We start from the raw sequence: 20,015 nt of genomic DNA on the forward strand, positions 1-20,015 counted from the left end.
TGCTTAACTTTACAGCCTTTAAATTTGTACATGAATTCACCAAAAAGATATACGATCACAGCGGCCCTTCCTTATACCAACGGGCCCATACATATTGGCCATTTAGCAGGAGTTTACGTCCCGGCAGATATCTATGCGCGTTTCCAGAGAATGCAGGGGAAAGATGTGGCTTTTGTGTGTGGGAGTGATGAGCATGGGGTTCCAATCACCATCAAAGCAAAAAAGGAAGGCGTTTCTCCTCAGGATGTGGTTGATAAGTATCATAAGATCATCAAGCAAAGCTTCAGGGACTTCGGAATTTCTTTCGACAACTATTCCCGTACCTCTGCTAAAGTTCACCATAAAACGGCTTCGGAATTTTTTAAAAAATTATACGATGCCGGAAAGTTTACCGAAGAAACTACGCAGCAGCTTTACGATGAGGAGGCAGAACAATTCCTGGCAGATAGATTTGTAGTAGGTACCTGCCCCAAGTGTGGCTATGAAGAAAGCTACGGTGACCAATGTGAGAAATGCGGTACCAGCCACAATGCGACCGATCTGATCAACCCGAAGTCTACATTTTCTGGCTCAAAGCCTGTGCTAAGGGAAACACGCCACTGGTTTTTGCCCCTTGATCAATATGAGACCTGGTTAAAAGACTGGATTCTGGAAGGACATAAAAAAGACTGGAAGCCGAATGTTTACGGACAGGTGAAATCATGGATCGATGATGGTTTAAGACCAAGAGCAGTGACGCGCGATCTCGATTGGGGGATTCCTGTACCTGTTGAAGGTGCCGAAGGCAAGGTGTTGTATGTGTGGTTTGATGCGCCAATCGGTTATATCTCTTCAACAAAGGAATGGGCCGAAAAGACCGGAAGGGATTGGGAGCCTTATTGGAAAGATGAAGACACCAAACTTCTGCACTTTATTGGAAAGGATAATATCGTTTTCCACTGTATTATTTTCCCTGCAATGCTAAAGGCCGAAGGCAGCTATATTTTGCCTGATAATGTGCCGGCCAATGAATTCCTGAATCTCGAGGGTAACAAGCTTTCTACCTCCAAGAACTGGGCGGTGTGGTTGCATGAATATCTGGAAGAATTTCCCGGGCAGCAGGATGTGCTGAGGTATGCACTTACAGCGAATGCACCCGAAACAAAGGATAACGACTTTACCTGGAAAGATTTCCAGGCGAGAAATAATAACGAACTGGTTGCCATTTTTGGAAACTTCATCAACCGGGTAGTAGTACTTACCAATAAATACTATGACGGGATTGTTCCTAACCCTGCAGAATTTTCGGAAGTTGATGAACAGACTTTGGCAGAGCTTAAAGCCTATCCTGCAGTGATCGCCAGTTCCATTGATCGCTACAGGTTTAGAGAGGCGCAGGGTGAATTGATGAATGTTGCCCGCCTCGGGAATAAATATCTGGCAGATGAAGAGCCGTGGAAACTTATCAAGACCGATGAGGAAAGGGTAAAGACCATCATGTATGTAGCGCTGCAGATAGCTTCTGCATTGGCCACCTTGAGTGAACCTTTCCTGCCATTTACTGCAGAAAAATTAAAGAGGATGCTTGATCATGGAAGATCATCTTCAGAAGCAACGATCAACACAGGCGGTGCAACTCCTGAAATTTCCGAGGAGAATGAATGGGAGCAGATTGGCGGAGACGCAGAATTATTACCTGCCGGACATCAAATAGGAAAGGCAGAACTGCTTTTCTTAAAAATTGAAGACGAACAAATTCAGAAGCAATTGGACAAACTGGAAGCAACCAAAGCCGCAAACTTAGCCGATAACAAAAAAGCCGAACCCCAGAAGGAAACCGCCACTTTTGAAGATTTCTCAAAAATGGATCTTAGAGTGGGGACTATTGTAGAAGCCGCAAAAATGCCGAAGGCCAATAAACTTTTGGTGCTGAAAGTGGATACCGGATTAGATGTTCGGACCATTGTTTCCGGAATAGCTGAAAGCTTTAAGCCCGAAGATATTATTGGAAAGAAAGTAACTGTTCTTGTAAATCTCGCTCCGAGAAAATTACGCGGCGTAGAAAGTGAAGGGATGATCCTAATGACCGAAAATGCTTCGGGTAAACTGGTATTTCTTAATCCCGACGAAGACGGGGTGAAGGAGGGAACGGTGATTTCTTAAAATCAGATCTCGGCTCCGGCTACCTGAGCGGCATTCGATAGGCCTGAGTTGACAGCAAACTGTATCCACGAGCGGTGTCGTATCCAAATGCCTCCCCGAGCGGAGTCGTATTCAAAGGTCTCCCCGAGCGGAGTCGAGGGGTTTCTTGGGAAGACGAATTTCGTTTCTGCATAAGAGATTTTTAGGAGTCTTTTAATGGGGTTAGCGGTAAAGGAAGTAGTTAGGTAGTTGCCGTAGGCTTGAGATCTCGACTCGGCTCGACCTGATAAAACAATTGTCTCCCGGAGCAGCCTGTGCTGAGCGGTGAAGTAGAGTCGAGGGGTTGATTTTGAAGACGCTCAAAATTCGGTTAGATGAAGTTGTATTTTGTATACATTCTTGAATGCTCAGATAAACTTCTATACACAGGAATAACAAATGATATTTCCAGAAGGTTAGATGAGCATAATGCAGGTGTAAACAAGAACAGTTTCACGTTTAAAAGGAGACCCGTAGAAGTTATTTTTCATCAGGAATTTAAGGATGTGAATCAGGCAATCTGGTTTGAAAAGAAAATCAAAAGGTGGAGCGCCCAGAAGAAGAGGGCTTTAGCCAATGATGATGAAATGCTCTTAAACTGCTGGCTGAATGCAGAAATGAGAGTCATTCTAAAAATAAGTATAATTAAAAGGGCAACTTTTAAAGAGGCCTGTACCAGCCGGTCTTGAGGGATAGTCGAAAGGCTCGACCTGAGATGACGTTGTCTCCTGGGCATCTCGTCTGCGAGCGGCATAGGCTTTGTCAAAGGATCTCATATGAAAAAGCATTAATATTAGATACTAAAACTAGGTCTCGACTCCGCTCGACCAGACAATTGGTAGCGATAGTCTACGCTCGACCTGACAAAAAAATGCTAAAAATCGCTTTCCATCCAATTTACGTACTGCCTTTACCCAAAGGCCACCGTTTCCCGATGGAAAAGTATGAGCTGGTGCCGCAACAACTTTTACACGAAGGAACCTGTTCTCAGGATAATTTTTTTGAACCCGATTATCCCGATGAAGCCGATGTCCTTGCTGTTCACGACCAGAGTTATGTCGAAGCCCTGAAAGATCAAACCCTCAGCTACAGGGAAGCCAGGAAAATTGGGCTGCCATTGTCTGAACGGCTTGTGGAAAGGGAATTCATTATTACTTCCGGAACTATTAAGGCAGCCGAATATGCCCTGAAAAATGGAGTAGCCATGAACATTGCGGGGGGCACTCACCACGCTTATACCAATCAGGGAGAAGGATTTTGTATGTTCAATGATCAGGCGGTAGCGGCGAGATGGCTGCAGCGGAACAATTTGGCAAAGAAGATTTTAATCGTCGACCTGGATGTGCACCAGGGAAACGGAACGGCGGAAATTTTTCAGAATGATCCTTCGGTTTTCACGTTTTCCATGCACGGCAAAAACAATTACCCCTTCAAAAAGGAAAAATCTGACCTTGATATCGAATTGGAAAACGGCACAGGAGACGAGGAATATCTCAAGATCCTCAAGAAAACTTTGCCCCGCCTAATCGAGGAACAAAGACCTGACTTTATTTTCTACCTGAGCGGCGTTGACATCCTGGCGACTGATAAACTTGGGAAACTCGGCTGCACCGAAGCCGGATGTAAGGAACGGGATCGTTATGTACTACAGACCTGTCACGATTTAAAGATCCCCGTGGAGGTGAGCATGGGTGGTGGCTATTCGGCCCACATCAGGAATATTGTAGATGCACACGCGAACACTTTTCGGCTGGCGCAGGAGATATATTTTTAGGCTCTTTTTCAGAAAATTGCAGGAATATTTTTTATAAGTACTGTGGCTCAATGGATTAAATTATTAAATTTAATCACCCTCCGCCTTTTTTAATCTAAAACTTTATTTATGAAAAGAGTTTCTTTGCTGCTCTTGTTCCTGCTGCTTCTTGTTCAGGAACAAAATGCCCAGACCTTCAAGGCTGATGACATTGACATTAAGTACGAAAAGTTTGTTTTGCCTAATGGACTTACACTTTTAGTACATGAAGACCACAAAGCACCAATTGTAGCCGTCAACGTATGGTATCATGTAGGCTCTAAAAATGAAAAACCCGGAAAAAGCGGTTTTGCACACCTTTTTGAACATTTAATGTTCAACGGAAGTGAAAATTACAATGATGATTATTTTCAGGCAATCGAAAGGATTGGGGGTACAGATGTAAATGGGACCACCAACCAGGACCGGACAAATTATTTCCAGAACGTCCCGGTCTCGGCACTGGACCAGGTCTTGTTCCTGGAGTCAGATCGTATGGGTCATCTGCTTGGAGCCGTCGACCAGGAACTACTTGATGAACAACGGGGAGTGGTTCAGAATGAAAAAAGGCAGGGGGAGAATCAACCTTATGGCCAGCAATGGAATTATCTTACCAAAGCCATGTATCCAAAAGGTCATCCTTACTCCTGGACGGTCATTGGAGAAATGGAAGATCTAAACGCCGCTTCCCTGGAAGATGTACATGAATGGTTTAAATCTTATTATGGAGCAGCTAACGCGGTTGTTGTTATTGCCGGAGATATTAAACCAAAGGATGCTCATGATAAAGTACTGAAGTATTTCGGGGATATACCGGCTGGTCCCACCATCGAGCGACAGGAGGTGAATATTCCGGTTCATAATGGTAACACCTATCAGGTTTATGAAGACAGGGTGCCCGAGAGCAGGGTGTTGTTCGCATGGAATACACCGCAGTACGGAAGCCGGGAAGATATTTATTTCGATCTTATTTCGGCTATTCTGAGCAGCGGAAAAAATTCACGACTTTATAAGAAGCTGGTTTATGAAGATCAGACAGCTTCCAGCGTACAGGCATTCCAGGCTTCAGGAGAAATTGCGAGCCGCTTCATAAGTTACGCAAACGTAAAACCGGGTGAAGATGTGGAAAAAGTAGAAAATGTGCTTCTGAATGAAATTCAGAACCTGGCGGAAAACGGTCCTACCGAAGCCGAGCTGAAAAGGGTTAAAGCCGAATATATGGCCAATTTTATCAAAGGCCTTGAACGAATCGGCGGATTTGGAGGAGTGTCTGATATACTTGCCTCAAGCCAGACTTACCACGATGATCCTACCCACTATAAAAAAGTTCTTAAGTATGTTGAAAATGCGACTCCTCAGGATATTCAGAAAACTGCCCAGAAATGGCTGAGTCAGGGGAGGCATACTTTAATAGCTAATCCTTTTCCGGAGTATTCTGTGACAAAATCTGAAGTTGACAGATCAAAGTTGCCTGAACTTGGGGAGCAAAAAGCTTCCAAATTTCCGAAGATAGAAAGAGCCACCCTTTCTAATGGTATGGAGATCGTGCTGGCGAAACGCGAGGGAGTGCCTACTATTGTGATGGATCTAATGTTCGATGCGGGACATAAGAGTGATCACCTTAGCAGCCCCGGGACTGCAGAACTGTCAATGAACCTTCTTGATGAAGGAACAAAGAATATGAATTCTCTTGAAATAAGCGAAAAACTGCAGCTTTTAGGAGCAGAGCTCAACTCCCGGTCAGATTTGGATTTCTCTACACTAAGCCTTAGGACGCTTAAGCCAAGCCTGGATGAAAGTTTGGAACTTTTATCTGATGTTATTCTGAATCCTTCTTTTCCGCAGGAGGAATTTGACAGGCTACAAATGGAGCAACTTAATACAATAAAGCGGGAAAAGTCAGAACCAATAAGCATGGTCCTCAGGGTAATGAGTAAATACCTGTATGGCGAAGATCATCCCTACGGAAGTCCTTTCACCGGTACCGGTTATGCCGAAACCGTCGAAAATCTTAAGCGGGCAGATGCGGTGAAATTCTACGAAACCTGGATAAGGCCTAATAACGCGACTCTGGTCGTCACCGGCGATATCAATATGGATGAGCTAAAGTCCAAGCTGGAGAAAAGTCTCAAAGACTGGAAAAAGGCCGATGTGCCTCAAATCACATTCAGCAAACCTAAAACAGATACGAAAAACACGCTATACCTCATTGACCGGCCAGAATCGCAACAGTCGGTGATCATTGCCGGGCACCTTACCGAGAAGTACGGCGACCTTTCAGAAATGGCAGTGGAGCAGATGATCAGCATCCTGGGTGGTGATTTTACGTCAAGAATTAATATGAATTTGCGAGAAGACAAACATTGGGCTTATGGAGCCGGAGGCTTTGTATTGGGGGCGAAAGAAGAAAGACCATTTCTCGTTTATGCCCCTGTACAAACAGATAAATCGGCAGAATCTGTGACCGAGCTGCGCAAGGAGCTAAGTGAATTTGTGAGCACAAGACCTGTCACCGGCGAAGAGCTCGAAAAAGTGAAGACCAACAGTGTCTTAGGTTTACCGGGGAAATGGGAAACCAATGCTGCTGTGAACAATTCTCTCTCTCAACTTGTCATGTATGATCTGCCCGATGATTATTATGAGAATTATGACCAGAATGTACGGAATCTGAGCCTGACTGATGTGCGGGACGTAAGCGAACAGGTGGTGAAACCGGAAAAAGTGAATTGGTTCATGGTTGGGGACAAAGCAAAAATAGCATCAAAGCTGGACGAACTGGGTTTCGACCAGATCGTGGAAATAAATGCTGAGGGAGAACCTCTCAAACCCACGATTCAAAAGAAGGAACCCGTGCAGGAATCCCGGATTGATTAATAAAAAAATCCCACCTGTCCGGTGGGATTTTTTAATCCTCTTTTCTTAAATATCCATTGTCTGGTCTGCATTTTCGGGCGTGCTATTTCTCTGCCTCTTTCTCCGGCAGGATCAGTTCCCTGCAGACTACTTCAGTCACATATTTTTTGATCCCGTTCTTATCTTCATAGCTGCGGCTATTGAGTTTGCCTTCAATTTCAATTTCCCTGCCCTTAGGCACCTGTTTCTCTACTACTTCGGCCAGTTTGCCCCAGGCAACTACATTGTGCCATTGAGTGACGGTTGTTTTTTCCCCATTCTGCCGGGTAAAGGTTTCTCTAGTAGCAATGGAGAATTTTGCAAGTTTTGTTCCGGTGCTAAGGATCATGATCTCCGGTGCTTTCCCTACGTTGCCCGAGAGTTGCACATTGTTCTTTAGTGTATTCATGATAGTATGAATTATGTTGGACAGATCGTTATTTTCCGAGAAGCAGTACTTCATTGCAGATGACTTCGGTTATGTATTTTTTCACTCCGTCTTTGTCATCATAACTACGGCTGGTGAGTCTGCCCTCCAGGCCTATCTCTTTTCCTTTTGGAACATAGTTTTCTATAAGTTCGGCGATCTTTCCCCAGGCGACCACATTGTGCCACTGGGTGTCGGTTACCTTTTCTCCCTTGTTATTCTTATAGGTTTCATTAGTGGCGATAGAAAATTTCGCCATTTTCTTACCTGAATCAAAAGTGAGGATCTCCGGAGTGTTTCCTACATTCCCTATCAACTGTACTTTATTTCTTAATGCATTCATGACTGTATATTTTTAATGTTATTTTATAAGATCAATATTATTGTTTGCCAAGCAGGAGAACTTCGCTGCATAATACTTCGGTGACATACCCTGTTTTTCCGTCTTTGTCATCGTAGGTACGGCTGGTTAATTTTCCTTCCACACCTATTTCTTTTCCTTTAGAGACATAATTTTCAATGAGCTCTGCAGTTTTCCCCCAGGCAACAACATTGTGCCACTGCGTATCGGTGACTTTTTCTCCTTTGCTGTCCTTGTAGATCTCATTAGTGGCAATGGAGAACCTTGCCATTTTTTTACCCGATTCGAAGCTAAGGATCTCCGGTGCGTTGCCTACATTCCCAATCAACTGTACTTTGTTTCTTAATGCGTTCATGATATAAAGAATTAAATAAGTTGAAAATCATTCGTTCATTTCAACAGGACAAACATACTTCTGTTCTCAAACCATAATCGGTTGATAATGATTTGTTTTCGTTTAAATCCATTTGTAAGCGTTTGTAAACGAATAGAAAACAGCTCAATTTTATTTCGTATTATTACAGGAAGCCTATAAAACATGCTGGAATAGGCTAAAATCAGAAAACAAACCTGTTAGATGAACGAAAGAGCGTTTTGGAAATATTACCGCGATTTTAATTTGTATAACCTGGTGTTTTCGGCAATCAGCGGAATCTATTTCGGAATTGCGAGCGGTCTTTTTATTTTCCTGAGCTTTGGAATGTTGATCGGGTTTTTTGGGTTCCGCTTTTTCAGGAGCAATGAATACTACCTGTATTACAATCTCGGCTTCACCAAAAAATTCCTGATCAAGAAGGTGTGGATCTGCAATCTCATATTTGCAGGACCTGTATTTCTCCTTATTATCCTTTTCCTATGAACAGGCTGGAAGTCGCAGAGGTAAACAAGACCTTCGGAAAAAGGCAAATTCTGAACAGAGTTTCCTTCAGCTGTAAAACCGGCGAAATTATTGGCCTTTTTGGAAGGAATGGTTCGGGTAAATCCACTCTGCTCAAAGGAATAACGGGAACTTTGAGTATGGATTCCATAACGATTTATATAAATGGGGAAAATACGCAGGCTTCGGAAATCTTTCCGAAGAAACTGATCGGATTTTTGCCCCAGGACAGTTTCCTTCCAAAAGAGATGAAGGTGCGGGATGTCATCCCCCTCATGTTTCCGAAGGGAGAGGAGCAGGATAAAATTTTCCATGCAGACGGGGTCGCAGCCTTTGATAGCCGGAGGGTAGGAAAATTATCTTTGGGTGAGTTAAAGTACCTGGAGTTGCTGTTGCTCTCACAGCTTCCGCAGCCATTCTTTTTGCTGGACGAACCTTTATCCATGTTAGAACCCATGTACATCGAAAAAGCCAAAAAATTGCTGCTGTCGCTCAAAGCGACCAAAGGCCTGGTGATCACCGACCATTATTATAAAGACGTACTTGAAATTGCCGATCGCAGCCTTGTCCTTAAAGCCGGAAGTGCTTACGCTGTAGAGAATGAACAGGACCTGGCCCGGCATGAATATATAAATGCATAAGAAATGAAACCAGCCCCGGCTAAAGAAATAAGGGATGAATTAAAACACCAGGACCGGGAAGAACTCCTGCAAATTGTGTTGAGATTATCCCGTTTTAAGAAGGAAAACAAGGAGTTGCTTACTTATCTCCTGTTTGATGCTAACGATGAAGAAGAGTATAAACAAAAGGTGAAAGCCGAAATCGATTCCGAATTTGCCGCTATGAACCGGAACAACTTTTACTACACGAAAAAAAGTATGCGCAAGCTGCTCAAAAATGTAAAAAAATACAGCCGTTATTCCGGGAAAAAAGAGACCGAACTGGAACTAATCATTTACTTCCTCCTTAAAATGAATGATTTTAAACCATCAATTCATCGCAACAAAATCCTGAAAAATATGTACGACCGGCAGCTGGAGCTCGTGAAGAGAAATATGGAAAAACTGCACGAAGATCTGCAATACGACTTAAACCTGGAGCTGGAGAAGCTTAGCTAGTATTGAGTATTTAGTATTGAGTATTGAGTATTGAGTATTGAGAAAAAGTATTAAAACCTGAGAAGTGAGTATTGAAAATTTTGGTAATCGTTTATTGATCATTGTAATATAAAAATGGCATTTCCAACATTAAAAACAAACCGACTTAAGTTGCGGCAGATCACTGAAGCCGACCTGGAAAATATTTTTCGCGGACTTTCCCATCCCCATGTTATAAGACATTACGGGGTGAACTACAACACTCTTGATGACACGTGGGAGCAACTGGAGTGGTATGCAGAACTGGAAAGGACCCATAGCGGCATATGGTGGGCCATCGATTTAGCCGAAACAGGAGAATTCTGTGGTGCAATAGGTTACAACAACCTGAGCAGGGAACATAAAAAGGCTGAGTTAGGTTTTTGGCTGTTGCCGGAATTCTGGAAGAAGGGAATCATTCAGGAATCACTGGAGCCGGTGCTGGAGTACGGATTTAAAGAGCTACACCTGCACCGGGTAGAGGCTTTTGTTGAAACAGAGAACATCAGCAGCCAAAAAGCACTTCTAAAACAACATTTTCAGCAGGAAGGGATCCTGAGAGATTCAGAAATCAAGGACGGCAGGTTTATTAGTGTGGCGATTTTTTCAAAACTTAAAAGTGATTTGAAGATTTGAGAATTAGAAAATTAGAAAATTAAAAAAGCACCAAAATAAAATCACTATGGCGATTTTTAAGTTTGAGTAATCAGGTCTGAGTAAATAGAAACAATATGGGCATTAGCAATTAACAATTAACAATGAAAAGGAATCTTTTTATTCCCAAAAATATGCATGAGTAAGAATGTGTGAGGGAGGATTTTTAAGAAAGAAAGACATCTGTGCATCTGTGGCCTTTTTCAATTAACAATTACCAGTTAGCAATGAACAGGAATCTCTTTGCGGCCTTAGCGAGATTTGAGCATGGGGAACAGAGTACTGTTGAAGGTCTGAGTAATAAAATAATTCGTGAATTCGTGGCAAAAACCTTTCAACCAAAGATTACCCAAAAATTATTATTTTTAAAAGCATGGAAAAAACCTGTCTTGAATGTGGGGAAAAGATCGTAGGGCGGACTGATAAGAAGTTCTGCAGCGACTACTGCCGCAATGCCTACAACAACAACCTCAATAAGGACAGTAAAAATTTGGTGCGCAATGTGAATAATCAGCTGCGCAAAAATTACCGAATCCTGGAGGAACTCAATCCCGATGGGAAAATAAGGATCAGCAAATTAAAATTGGCAGCAAAAGGTTTTAACTTCGATTACTTCACCAGTATTTATACCACTAAAACCGGAAATACCTATTACTTTGTTTATGATCAGGGCTATCTTCCTTTGGAAGGAGATTCTTACGCCCTGGTCAAAAGAATATAGAAAAAGCCTCTAAGAAAAGAGGCTTTAATAACAATTTGATCCTGCTTAAGATCAATAATTCCAGTTCTGTCCTTTTAAATTTAAAGCGGCTCTCAATACATCACTCTGACTAAGTTGTCCTACCAGCTTCCCGTCGCGAACAATAGGAAATCTTCGGAATCTCTTTTCGATGAACAATTTTGCTGCATCCAGCACATTCATTTCAGAATCGATGGTCACTGCATTGCAGGTCATTCGTTTTTCCACCAGGTTATCATCCATTGGCATATTGTAGTATCTGCTGTCAGATATATGTTTCATGCAATCTCCTTCCGAGATCACACCCAGCAGATTTCCCTCTTCATCAACCACGCAACCACCCGAGATCTTGTGGTGAAGCAGTTCTTCCATAACCTCAAATACGGTTTGATCTTTTCTAAAAGTAATGAGGTCTGTAGACATAAAATCTTTAACGCAAATTGGGGCACTTGCAACCTTTTCGGGCTCGGCCCTTCTTCCTTGAAAACTTTTTATTCCCATAGCACAAGTGTTTGAATATGAACTAATAAAATAGGGAATTACTTTTGTTTTGCCTCAATTTCTGAGGATTATTAGCAATTATTTATGATTTAATGAATTGTTGATGAGGAGCAGCAAAAGAATTTGAATATATTTGAAGATGTCAAAATCCCTGCAGACATTTTTTGCTGTTCTCATAATCATTTCCGGGGTCATATGGAGCTTCTATAATACGAGGCCACAAGTAAAACTTTCCCGTGAAATACCTACAGATCAATTTTCTACGGCCCGGGCTTTAGAACATGTGAAGGCCCTGGGGAAGGAACCTCATTTTGTGGGTAGTACGGCTCATAGCTATGCGCGTAACTATATAGTTTCTCAACTTGAGGAGCTGGGCCTTATAGTTGAAACTCAGGAGGGTTACACCATCCACAAAGAAGGCATTCTTACAAGGCCGCAGAATATTATGACGCGTATCAAAGGTTCCGGAACCGGGAAAGCCTTGCTTTTGATGACGCATTACGACAGCGCAATGCATTCTTCTCCCGGGGCCAGTGATGCAGCCAGTGGGGTTGCCACTATTCTGGAAGGTATTCGCGCTTATCTTGCTTCCGGAAAAATTCCTGAGAACGATATTATACTCCTGTTTACTGATGCTGAAGAACTCGGCCTGAATGGGGCACAATTATTTGTAGAGGAACATCCATGGGCAGCCGATGTTGGGCTGGCATTGAACTTTGAATCCCGCGGAAGCGGCGGTAATTCTTTCATGTTCCTGGAAACCAATGATGGGAATAGCGTTTTAATCGATCTTTTTGCTGAAGCCGATGTGGAATATCCCGTCACCAATTCTCTCGTTTACAGCGTTTATAAAATGATGCCAAATGACACCGATCTTTCTGTGCTAAGAGAACAGGGAGATATCGACGGCTTCAATTTTGCCTTTATTGATGATCATTTCGATTATCATACCGCTACAGATACTCCTCAAAATCTTGACCCTCGTACTATGGCACACCAGGGGAGTTATCTCATGCCAATGCTCAATTATTTGAGCACGGCCTCGCTTGAGGAAGTGTCTTCAAAAGACGATGATCTGTTCTTTACTTTCCCGGGGTTTGGGTTTGTAAATTTTCCCTTTAGCTGGATCCTTCCATTGTTGATCCTGGCTGTGGTGCTGCTTGTGTCCCTCATCTTCTTCGGAAGATATCGAAACAGGCTTCCCCTTTCTGCTGCTGTAAAAGGTTTTATTCCTTTGCTATTGTCTGTATTGATTTCCGGATTACTTGGTTATTTCTTCTGGAAACTGATGCTGATACTTTATCCGGGTTACCTGGAAATGGAACACGGATTTACCTATAACGGCTATTGGTATATTGCTGCGGTGATATTCCTGTCCCTGGCTGTTTGCTTCTACGTCTATCATAAATTCCGGAAACCCAATAATACCCATCATTTGCTTATTGCGCCATTGATCCTGTGGATCATCATAAGCAGTCTTGCAGCAGTTTACCTGGAGGGAGCAGCTTATTTTATTATTCCGGTTTTCTTCGGATTGATCCAGTTATTGCTGCTGTTGGTCAACCCTAAGATCTCCCCCGTAATAATAGCTTTCCTTTGCCTCCCGGCGATCTTTATCCTCATGCCATTTATTGTTTCCTTTCCCGTTGCATTGGGGCTGGGAATGCTGTTCCTCAGCGGGGTTTTAATCGCTTTGCTGTTTCCGCTTTTATGGCCGGTATTTGGTAATTTCAGGAATAATCAAATGTTGGGTTTTGTGAGTTTTTTGATCTTCTTCGGAATGTTCCTCACAGCACATTTTAAAGCAGATTTTAATAAGGAACGTCCCCGACCCAATAGTTTGGTGTACTTATATAATGAAGACCTCGATCTTGCTACCTGGAACACTTATGACAATAGCTTCGATGAATATACAGCCCCATTTTTTGATGAAGCTGCCGTAGAAGCTCCCGTCATGAACTGGTTTAACAGCAAGAACGGAAGCGGTTTCAGCTATTCTGCGGTAGCGCCCCAGATAATGATTTCCAAACCTTTTATCTCTGTTGAAAAGATTGAAGATGAAGATCCCGGGGAAGAGACGTACAATGTAAAAATTGCCTTCAACAGAAAGGTGAACCGAATAGACCTTTTTGCCGACAGAAGTGTTGATTTTACCCAATTCACAGCAAATGGCAGGGAAGCCGGAAACCTGCAGCCTGGAAAGAGTGATCTGCACGTTTTCAAAAACCGCTGGAGCGATAGATTGCTTACCTATTATGCCGCCAATCAGGATACCTTGCGCCTGCAAATGAGCCTTAAGGCCGGAATAAATCCTCAAATTACCATTTTAGAAGCTGCATATGACCTGCATGACAATCCGCAGCTCCGGGTGCCGCCACGAAGCCCCGCAATGATCCCCCGGCCCTTTGTGATGAATGATGCGATTGTGGTGAAGAAAACCTTTGTTTTACAATGATCAATTAACAATAACCAATTAACAATGATCAAAAGGAGACTTAATTTCAAGACCTTTGAAAGCACCAAATTCCAAAACCCGCAACCCGCAACTATTTACTTAAGTTATTGTAATTTGGAATTTAATAAACCTTAATCCTTAGACATTAAACCTTTAAAACACATTTCCATACTCGGAACCGGCTGGCTGGGATTGCCGCTGGCAAAAATGCTGCTTGCTGAAGATTTTTCAGTAAAGGGTTCTACGACTTCTGCTGAAAAATTACCGACTTTAAGAAACGCCGGAATAAAACCTTACCAGATCAAGGTAACTTCGGAAGGAATAGAGGGAGATATAGCCGATTTTCTAAAGGCTACCGATGTTCTTGTCGTAGATTTTCCCCCGGGGCTGAGAAAGGACCCCAAAATGGATTATTCAGGAGCTATAAGGCTACTTTCTGAAGCGGTTGAAGCTTCAGGTGTCAAAAAGGTCATTTTTGTGTCCTCTATTTCCGTTTATGAAGAGACAGAAAATTTTACGATCTATACCGAGGATACCCAACCTAATGCTTCTTCAGCTTCGGGCAAAGCACTCATTTCCGCAGAAAAGATCATGCTCCGAAATTCCGTTTTTGACACCACAATAATTCGCTTTGGCGGATTGATAGGAGCAGGGAGGCATCCGGTAAAATATCTTGCCGGCAGGACCCGACTTGCAAATCCGCTGGGGCCTGTAAATTTGATCCATCTAAAGGATTGCCTGCAGGTCATTAAAAAGCTGCTTGAAAATGACATTTTTGGAGAGATTTATAATGCAGTTTATCCTTTGAATCCGCCACGGGAAAAGTATTATAAAGAAAAGGCCAGGGAAGCAGGGCTGGAGGAGCCTCATTTTGACCACTCAAAACCTTCTGTTGGAAAAGTGATTTCCGCTTCAAAGGGAATGAGGGAACTGGGTGTGGAGTTTCAGGAAGGAATCTGATCCATAATCTAAAAACAGCTAACGCAATTTTGGCCTCTGATTTTAAACATTCGCCAGGCAGAGCAAAAGCTTGTGCAGAAGCGGCACAGTACTTGCTTCTACTGTTAAAAACCTATTGATTATGAAAAAATTATCCATAATAATTGCAAGTGTGTTCTTCCTAATGGCCGGATTCTCCGGTTTTTCACAGGAAAGAGGGAAGGAGAACAAAGAAAGAGCAAAGGAACGCCAGGAAATGACTAAGGAGAGGAAGGAAATCTCCAGGGAACGTAAGGAAATAGCTAAAGACGCCAGGAAGGCCGGGAAAGAACGGGAAAAACTTTACAGGGAAAGAGCAAAAGAAGAAGCTAAATGGCACCGGGAACGTGAAAAGGAGTTAGCCAAATTGTACCGCGAAGAAAGAAAGGATGCAGCCGAAGCTTACCGGGAAATGGCTAAAGCAGATGCTGAATATTACCGCGAAAGAGCCAAAGCAGCTGCCGAAAGGGAGCGGGAAATGAGAAAATTGGATAATGAGTTGGAAAGAGAGCGTGCTAAAGAGGAAGCGGAATACTATCGCGAACGTGCTAAAGAAGCGGCAGAGCGGGAGAGAGAGCTACGAAAGGATAAGGCCGAATGGAACCGGGAACAGGCTAAAGAAGCTGCCGAATGGTATAGGGAGCAAGCTAAAAGAGCAGAAAGGCGGGAGATAGAACTTCATAAAAAGAACCGTAAGATCAAAAGCAAAGGTGGCAATAAATAAAACCTTGAAATTATAAGCTTAAAGCCGGCACTTCGCCGGCTTTTTTTGTGCTAAACGGCACGATTTGCAAATAGGCGCCATCTTCACACTAAGCAAAGAAGTATAAAAGTAAGAGCACGAAGAAATTAGCAATTATTTGCTGCCATCTATGTCATTTCAATAGAGGTGATAAAGACTATTTTTCCGGCTTATTTACTATACAATAATCGATTTATATCCTACAATAAAAAGGGTTTCCCGCAGATTACGCCAATCTTCGCAGAAAAATCATTCCAATCCCTGATTAACTAATCTGAGGTTAACCTCTGTGAAATTTGGTACTTCTCTTCTTGATAACTTTTGAAATTTTATTAGTGGCTCCGGACTTCTGTTTTTTTAGATTTGAAGTTTTGTAAAATTCCGGGATAGCCTATGAGTGCATTTGTGATAAGTAAAAGAGAAAACGGGAGTTATAAATTCACTTTTGCCTCCCGCAGGGGGAAAACCATCTTTACCAGTATCGCCTGCAGGGAGAAATCAGATTGTGAAAAGATCATTGAGACCATCAGGAATGATTTTGATTCTTTCGTTTTTAGAAAAGCCAGGACAGGTTCGGGAAAATATTTTTTCAGGATCACCCGCGGCGGACTGGTATTGGCTAACAGTCGCAAATTTTCCACAGAGCTCATGCTCCAAAAAGGTATAGACCAGTTTCTAAAATTTCTGCCCGAGGCCGAAACTCTCGATTTTTCTGTCAATGAAGACATCTTTGCGGAGGTGGAGGAAGAGGAGTGATCTTTCAATAAACAATTAACAATAAACAATTACCAGAGGGAAGGATCTTCACTGAAAGTTTATTGCTGATCCGCATACCACGCACTTGTTTTACCTTTTGTTTGCGAAGAGGAAATACTTTAAATAGGTAAGGCAACTCCCTAAGTGGCGTGACTGTGATCTATGGAAAGTGGAAAAATTTTGAATTTAAATATTGATCAGGCTCTGTCAAAAGAGATTTTTGCTGCGACAACAGAGTTATGGATTGGGAGTGAAAATATGGAAGTCTGTAGTTACGTCACTCACAAAGACATTTCCGGAGGGGCTGAAAGGGTAGACCCCAAAAGCACCATTGAATCCATCTTCAAATCCTGCGTCGATACTTCCATTGGTGTCATAGGTGTAAATGAGCTCCGGAGCCCCGGGATTAGCAACATTAAAGATCTTGAGGCCGGCACTGTAATAAGAGATGTAGGCCAGGTCTCCTTTGATGTACAGGTTGTGTACCCGTGAAGATTCGTCGTGGATCTCTCCCACCTGTACAGGACTGGAGACATCAGAAATATTCCAGATAGCAATATCAGGACCGCCAAGATTTTCAAAATCAAATTCAGAGGAGGCGGCCAATTCATTTGTTATAAAGAGATAGTTCCCGTTTTCTGTGGTCCAGCCGCTGTGATCATATCCCTTTCCGGTACTGAGGTTACTTAAAACTACAGGGGAAGATCTATCGGTGACATCATAGATAAAAGTTCCTGCTTCTCCGTGAAAATCGAACATCCTGTCTCCGATGACTGCCATGTCATGAGATTCGGGAAGTTCAGAACTCCACACCGGTTGAGGTTGTGCCGGAGTAGCATTTAGATCGTAAATGGAAATGCCAAATTCCTTTATCTCGTTATTGATCGTTTCATGTTTTCCTGAAAGGTATAAATAACCTTTTTCGTCAATGAAGATGTTATGAGCAGACGGGAAATTACCCACAGCGACCGGGGCAGCCGGATCCTCTATGTTATAGATTTTACCTCTCATTTCCCCCAACCCATCATGTAATCCATCAACAACATAAAGAAAATTTTGCCACACTTTCATGTCAAAAGCCGGATAGGAGGTGGTTGAAAGGAGGACGGGGTTATCCGCATCTGTAACATCTACAATGGAAAAATTCCTGTTTTGACTAATATCTCCTACTATAGCATATTCTTTACCGGCACGTTCAAAACCCCAAACATCTGTGGTGGAAGTTCCCGGAATATTTAAAGTAGCGGCCTGTGAAAAAGGGGGTGTTTCTTTCACTACATTTTCAGTTCCTTCTTCATCCCTTGAGCAGCCTGAAAGGAGGATGGATAATACAAGTGCAAGTAAAGAAAGAGATCTGGTCATGTTTTAAATTTTTAGAGGAGTAATCATCCAATTGTAGTTATTGCAAAAAATACTCCATTTTTGAGTAACTACCCGTATTTCAGTATTTTACTTTACTGGTTAGCTTCAGGTTCACCTTCTTTCACCATTGCCGGCTGCGGTTGATATATGTATTTAATGGATTTCCCCTCTTCATAATTTCTGTTCATGTGCCTGTATTCCTCCTGATAGATCCTTTCCAGGACTATAAAGAAGCCATTTTTCGGTACCTGCACTTTTTCTTTGGTCAGATCAAGAGTGGTCTCTTCCCGGCCCTTTTCGGTTTCGATAATTAAATTCTTCTGTAATTATGGTTTTTGAGAAAATAAATGCGGCTGTCTTATGTATGAAGCGAAAATGGTAGCCATTAGGATTAGGATCACGACCTCAGATGGTTTTCCTTTATACATATGGATCAGAACAATGAAGGTCATATATAAAACCAGCATGGAAGTGCCTATCAAAATGGTTTTCCTGTATAAGAACAGCCCGGTCCCAACTAACAGAAAAGTGCCGGCGATGATCATCACAACAGCACTTTCTACGATTTTTCCGGTTTGATATGGATTGAGTAATTTATCCAGAGCGTTTGGAATATAGTATAGGGTGATTACCAGTGAAGGTAACCAGATCAATATGCTGCTAAGAATCCTTTGTTTTCCTGCTGTTTTTCGTTCGGCCAAAATTTGAGTTGTTAGATGTTTCTGAAGGTTGTTTGTAAAGGTGTCTTTGTAATATACTGTAAGGGCTGCCCGGTTCTATAGAGTCAGTTCCCTGCCGCTTCTAATTCAACTTCAATGTCCTTCAGGAATATCTTGTCCATGGGACTTGAATAGGGATCGGACAGTTTATTTCCCTCCAGATAAAGTTTTTTGGCCCTTTGCAGGCCGGTCTTGTATTCATCTTGGTTTTGTAAGGCTTTATAGGCCAGAGCTGAGTAATATTGATTCTCGGCTACCTCATTATGCTCAGTTTGGTTTTTAAATGCTGCCAAAGCTTTCTCAGGATCATTCGTTTCCAGGTAAAGAACTCCGAGGTGTAAATAGTCGTAGGCGCCAATAAAATCCTCTGCTTCGTTCAGCTTTATCTGCTCTTCTATGATGTTTATTGCCTTCTCCTTTTCTCCGATGGCTTTATAGCAAAGTCCTTTGGCGATGTTCAGGTGATAGGTGCCGTTTTGAGACTGCCCTATGTCATAGGTTACCAGGCTATCTAGTTTTTCGATATCCCGGATCGCTCCTTCGTAGTCCCTGAAGAATTGATAGCGACACCAGCCTCTGTATCCGAGGCGTTCTTTGGGATTCAATGCGACTGCTTTATCAATAAGTTTTTTCCAGGTTACGAAATCCCCGCTTTTAAGATAGGCAACAGATTTTGCCCAGTAAGGGTAATCAAAGGTTGGATCGATCTTGATTGCTTCATCCAGAATAGTCTGATATTCCTTACTGAATTGATAATGACCTTTGATCTCCATCGCTTTTTTACAGGCTTCGTATTTCACCATATCTCCCAAATATTTATAAGCTTCGCAATTGGGTTGGGCATAGGTGCCTGAAAAAGGGATCAGCAGCAGTAAAAGATATAACTTCTTCATTAGGGTAAAATTTCAGTTATTTGGCCATCGTTTATTTTAAAGATGAGGTAGAAGTAATAATCGACCGGAATCTCATGCCTGTACATTACTTTCCAGGATTCGATTCCTTTTGTGATCTCCAGGAGTTGATTAGTAATTCGCTCATCAAATTCAATTTCATTATAATCCTTATCGGCTTGTAAGATTCTGAAACGGTCTGCTTTGCCTTCGCAGTTCACCACAAACCTTATCCTGATAAATCCATTCTGGTCGTTAGTTTCTACAGGTTGGTATTTGGATTCGAAGGTCTCTAAAAGTGTCGATTTTTCTTCGGGATAGAGCGGCCCTGCTCCCAGGTTAAAATATTGCAGGATCTGTTCCTCTCCATTGCAGATCCTAAAACCGGGCTTATCTGTAGTTTCGTTATGTTCAATGTCTCCCACCCATCGCAGGTATTCATTCTCACTGTCTGTCTGCTTTTCAGTTTTACAACTGCACAGAAGAAATAATAAAAAGCTGAAAAAAAGAAGAGGCTTTGGAAAGGTCATTTTGGGGGCTTTAAAGTAGTGTCTGCTTTCCTGCAGTTTTTATT

The 20,015-nt window shown here is 42.4% G+C and carries 22 protein-coding genes; 13 read left to right on the plus strand and 9 right to left on the minus strand.

The genetic code is table 11. The features are described 5' to 3' along the window. The first annotated feature begins 30 nt into the window (after positions 1-30). The 4 genes from metG (at position 31) to CRO16_RS05890 (ending at position 6,826) form a co-directional block, all read left to right on the plus strand. On the plus strand, positions 31-2,142 hold the full coding sequence (gene metG, locus CRO16_RS05875; RefSeq protein ID WP_097055372.1) for a methionine--tRNA ligase: 2,112 nt from the start codon (positions 31-33) through the stop codon (positions 2,140-2,142). 353 nt (positions 2,143-2,495) lie between these two features. After that, positions 2,496-2,849 (plus strand): GIY-YIG nuclease family protein, encoded by a 354-nt coding sequence (locus tag CRO16_RS05880; protein WP_317042513.1) that lies wholly within the window; start codon positions 2,496-2,498, stop codon positions 2,847-2,849. A 182-nt stretch (positions 2,850-3,031) separates the two neighbouring features. Continuing rightward, on the plus strand, positions 3,032-3,934 hold the full coding sequence (locus tag CRO16_RS05885; protein ID WP_097055373.1) for a histone deacetylase family protein: 903 nt from the start codon (positions 3,032-3,034) through the stop codon (positions 3,932-3,934). A 108-nt stretch (positions 3,935-4,042) separates the two neighbouring features. After that, complete coding sequence (locus CRO16_RS05890; RefSeq protein WP_097055374.1) at positions 4,043-6,826, plus strand: M16 family metallopeptidase; 2,784 nt, start codon at positions 4,043-4,045, stop codon at positions 6,824-6,826. Between the two features lie 82 nt (positions 6,827-6,908). Here the strand turns inward: CRO16_RS05890 and CRO16_RS05895 are convergent, their stop codons facing one another. From CRO16_RS05895 to CRO16_RS05905, 3 genes are read right to left on the minus strand one after another with little or no spacing between them, the layout of a single operon-like run. Beyond that, positions 6,909-7,253 carry a single-stranded DNA-binding protein gene (locus tag CRO16_RS05895; RefSeq protein WP_097055375.1) on the minus strand — a complete coding sequence of 115 codons (345 nt, stop codon included), beginning with the start codon at positions 7,251-7,253 and terminating at the stop codon, positions 6,909-6,911. Between the two features lie 28 nt (positions 7,254-7,281). Beyond that, positions 7,282-7,614, minus strand: a complete 333-nt coding sequence (locus CRO16_RS05900) for a single-stranded DNA-binding protein (protein ID WP_097055376.1) — start codon at positions 7,612-7,614, stop codon at positions 7,282-7,284. A gap of 37 nt (positions 7,615-7,651) precedes the next feature. Then, complete coding sequence (locus tag CRO16_RS05905) at positions 7,652-7,987, minus strand: single-stranded DNA-binding protein (RefSeq protein ID WP_097055377.1); 336 nt, start codon at positions 7,985-7,987, stop codon at positions 7,652-7,654. A 222-nt stretch (positions 7,988-8,209) separates the two neighbouring features. Between CRO16_RS05905 and CRO16_RS05910 the strand changes: the two genes are divergently transcribed. The 5 genes from CRO16_RS05910 to CRO16_RS05930 all read left to right on the plus strand — a co-directional run bounded on the left by CRO16_RS05910 (position 8,210) and on the right by CRO16_RS05930 (position 11,020). Beyond that, positions 8,210-8,491 carry a hypothetical protein gene (locus tag CRO16_RS05910; protein WP_143544436.1) on the plus strand — a complete coding sequence of 94 codons (282 nt, stop codon included), beginning with the start codon at positions 8,210-8,212 and terminating at the stop codon, positions 8,489-8,491. Then, the gene (locus CRO16_RS05915) at positions 8,488-9,150 is read left to right on the plus strand and encodes an ATP-binding cassette domain-containing protein (RefSeq protein WP_097055379.1); all 663 of its coding nucleotides are present in this window, start codon (positions 8,488-8,490) and stop codon (positions 9,148-9,150) included. The genes CRO16_RS05910 and CRO16_RS05915 overlap by 4 nt, the downstream gene beginning before the upstream one ends. Before the next feature lie 3 nt (positions 9,151-9,153). Further along, on the plus strand, positions 9,154-9,627 hold the full coding sequence (locus CRO16_RS05920) for a hypothetical protein (RefSeq protein ID WP_097055380.1): 474 nt from the start codon (positions 9,154-9,156) through the stop codon (positions 9,625-9,627). A gap of 114 nt (positions 9,628-9,741) precedes the next feature. Then, on the plus strand, positions 9,742-10,281 hold the full coding sequence (locus CRO16_RS05925) for a GNAT family N-acetyltransferase (protein ID WP_097055381.1): 540 nt from the start codon (positions 9,742-9,744) through the stop codon (positions 10,279-10,281). A 391-nt stretch (positions 10,282-10,672) separates the two neighbouring features. Continuing rightward, positions 10,673-11,020 (plus strand): hypothetical protein, encoded by a 348-nt coding sequence (locus tag CRO16_RS05930; RefSeq protein ID WP_097055382.1) that lies wholly within the window; start codon positions 10,673-10,675, stop codon positions 11,018-11,020. A gap of 51 nt (positions 11,021-11,071) precedes the next feature. Here the strand turns inward: CRO16_RS05930 and CRO16_RS05935 are convergent, their stop codons facing one another. After that, complete coding sequence (locus CRO16_RS05935; protein ID WP_097055383.1) at positions 11,072-11,539, minus strand: CBS domain-containing protein; 468 nt, start codon at positions 11,537-11,539, stop codon at positions 11,072-11,074. Positions 11,540-11,678: 139 nt separating this feature from the next. Here CRO16_RS05935 and CRO16_RS05940 point away from each other — a divergent pair, with 139 nt between their 5' ends. The 4 genes from CRO16_RS05940 to CRO16_RS05955 all read left to right on the plus strand — a co-directional run bounded on the left by CRO16_RS05940 (position 11,679) and on the right by CRO16_RS05955 (position 16,470). Next, on the plus strand, positions 11,679-13,994 hold the full coding sequence (locus CRO16_RS05940) for a M20/M25/M40 family metallo-hydrolase (protein WP_097055384.1): 2,316 nt from the start codon (positions 11,679-11,681) through the stop codon (positions 13,992-13,994). Between the two features lie 186 nt (positions 13,995-14,180). Further along, positions 14,181-14,954 carry an NAD(P)H-binding protein gene (locus CRO16_RS05945; RefSeq protein WP_262507442.1) on the plus strand — a complete coding sequence of 258 codons (774 nt, stop codon included), beginning with the start codon at positions 14,181-14,183 and terminating at the stop codon, positions 14,952-14,954. A 121-nt stretch (positions 14,955-15,075) separates the two neighbouring features. Next, entirely contained in the window at positions 15,076-15,696 is a 621-nt protein-coding gene (locus tag CRO16_RS05950) for a hypothetical protein (RefSeq protein ID WP_143544440.1), read from the plus strand. 411 nt (positions 15,697-16,107) lie between these two features. Beyond that, positions 16,108-16,470, plus strand: a complete 363-nt coding sequence (locus CRO16_RS05955; RefSeq protein WP_097055387.1) for a DUF1508 domain-containing protein — start codon at positions 16,108-16,110, stop codon at positions 16,468-16,470. Positions 16,471-16,707: 237 nt separating this feature from the next. On the opposite strand, the gene CRO16_RS05960 is transcribed toward CRO16_RS05955, so the two are convergent. The 5 genes from CRO16_RS05960 to CRO16_RS05975 all read right to left on the minus strand — a co-directional run bounded on the left by CRO16_RS05960 (position 16,708) and on the right by CRO16_RS05975 (position 19,971). Continuing rightward, a complete protein-coding gene (locus CRO16_RS05960; protein ID WP_097055388.1) occupies positions 16,708-17,832 on the minus strand; it encodes an LVIVD repeat-containing protein in 1,125 nt (374 codons plus the stop codon). A gap of 92 nt (positions 17,833-17,924) precedes the next feature. Continuing rightward, complete coding sequence (locus CRO16_RS16130; RefSeq protein WP_179670492.1) at positions 17,925-18,086, minus strand: hypothetical protein; 162 nt, start codon at positions 18,084-18,086, stop codon at positions 17,925-17,927. A gap of 72 nt (positions 18,087-18,158) precedes the next feature. Continuing rightward, positions 18,159-18,533 carry a hypothetical protein gene (locus tag CRO16_RS05965; protein WP_245858879.1) on the minus strand — a complete coding sequence of 125 codons (375 nt, stop codon included), beginning with the start codon at positions 18,531-18,533 and terminating at the stop codon, positions 18,159-18,161. Positions 18,534-18,616: 83 nt separating this feature from the next. After that, positions 18,617-19,444, minus strand: a complete 828-nt coding sequence (locus tag CRO16_RS05970) for a tetratricopeptide repeat protein (protein ID WP_097055389.1) — start codon at positions 19,442-19,444, stop codon at positions 18,617-18,619. Beyond that, positions 19,444-19,971, minus strand: coding sequence for a hypothetical protein (locus tag CRO16_RS05975; protein ID WP_097055390.1), 528 nt, complete (start codon positions 19,969-19,971; stop codon positions 19,444-19,446). The genes CRO16_RS05970 and CRO16_RS05975 overlap by 1 nt, the downstream gene beginning before the upstream one ends. Positions 19,972-20,015 lie beyond the last annotated feature (44 nt).

The sequence above is a fragment of the Salinimicrobium sediminis genome (assembly GCF_900215295.1).
GTDB classification, from domain to species: Bacteria; Bacteroidota; Bacteroidia; order Flavobacteriales; family Flavobacteriaceae; genus Salinimicrobium; species Salinimicrobium sediminis.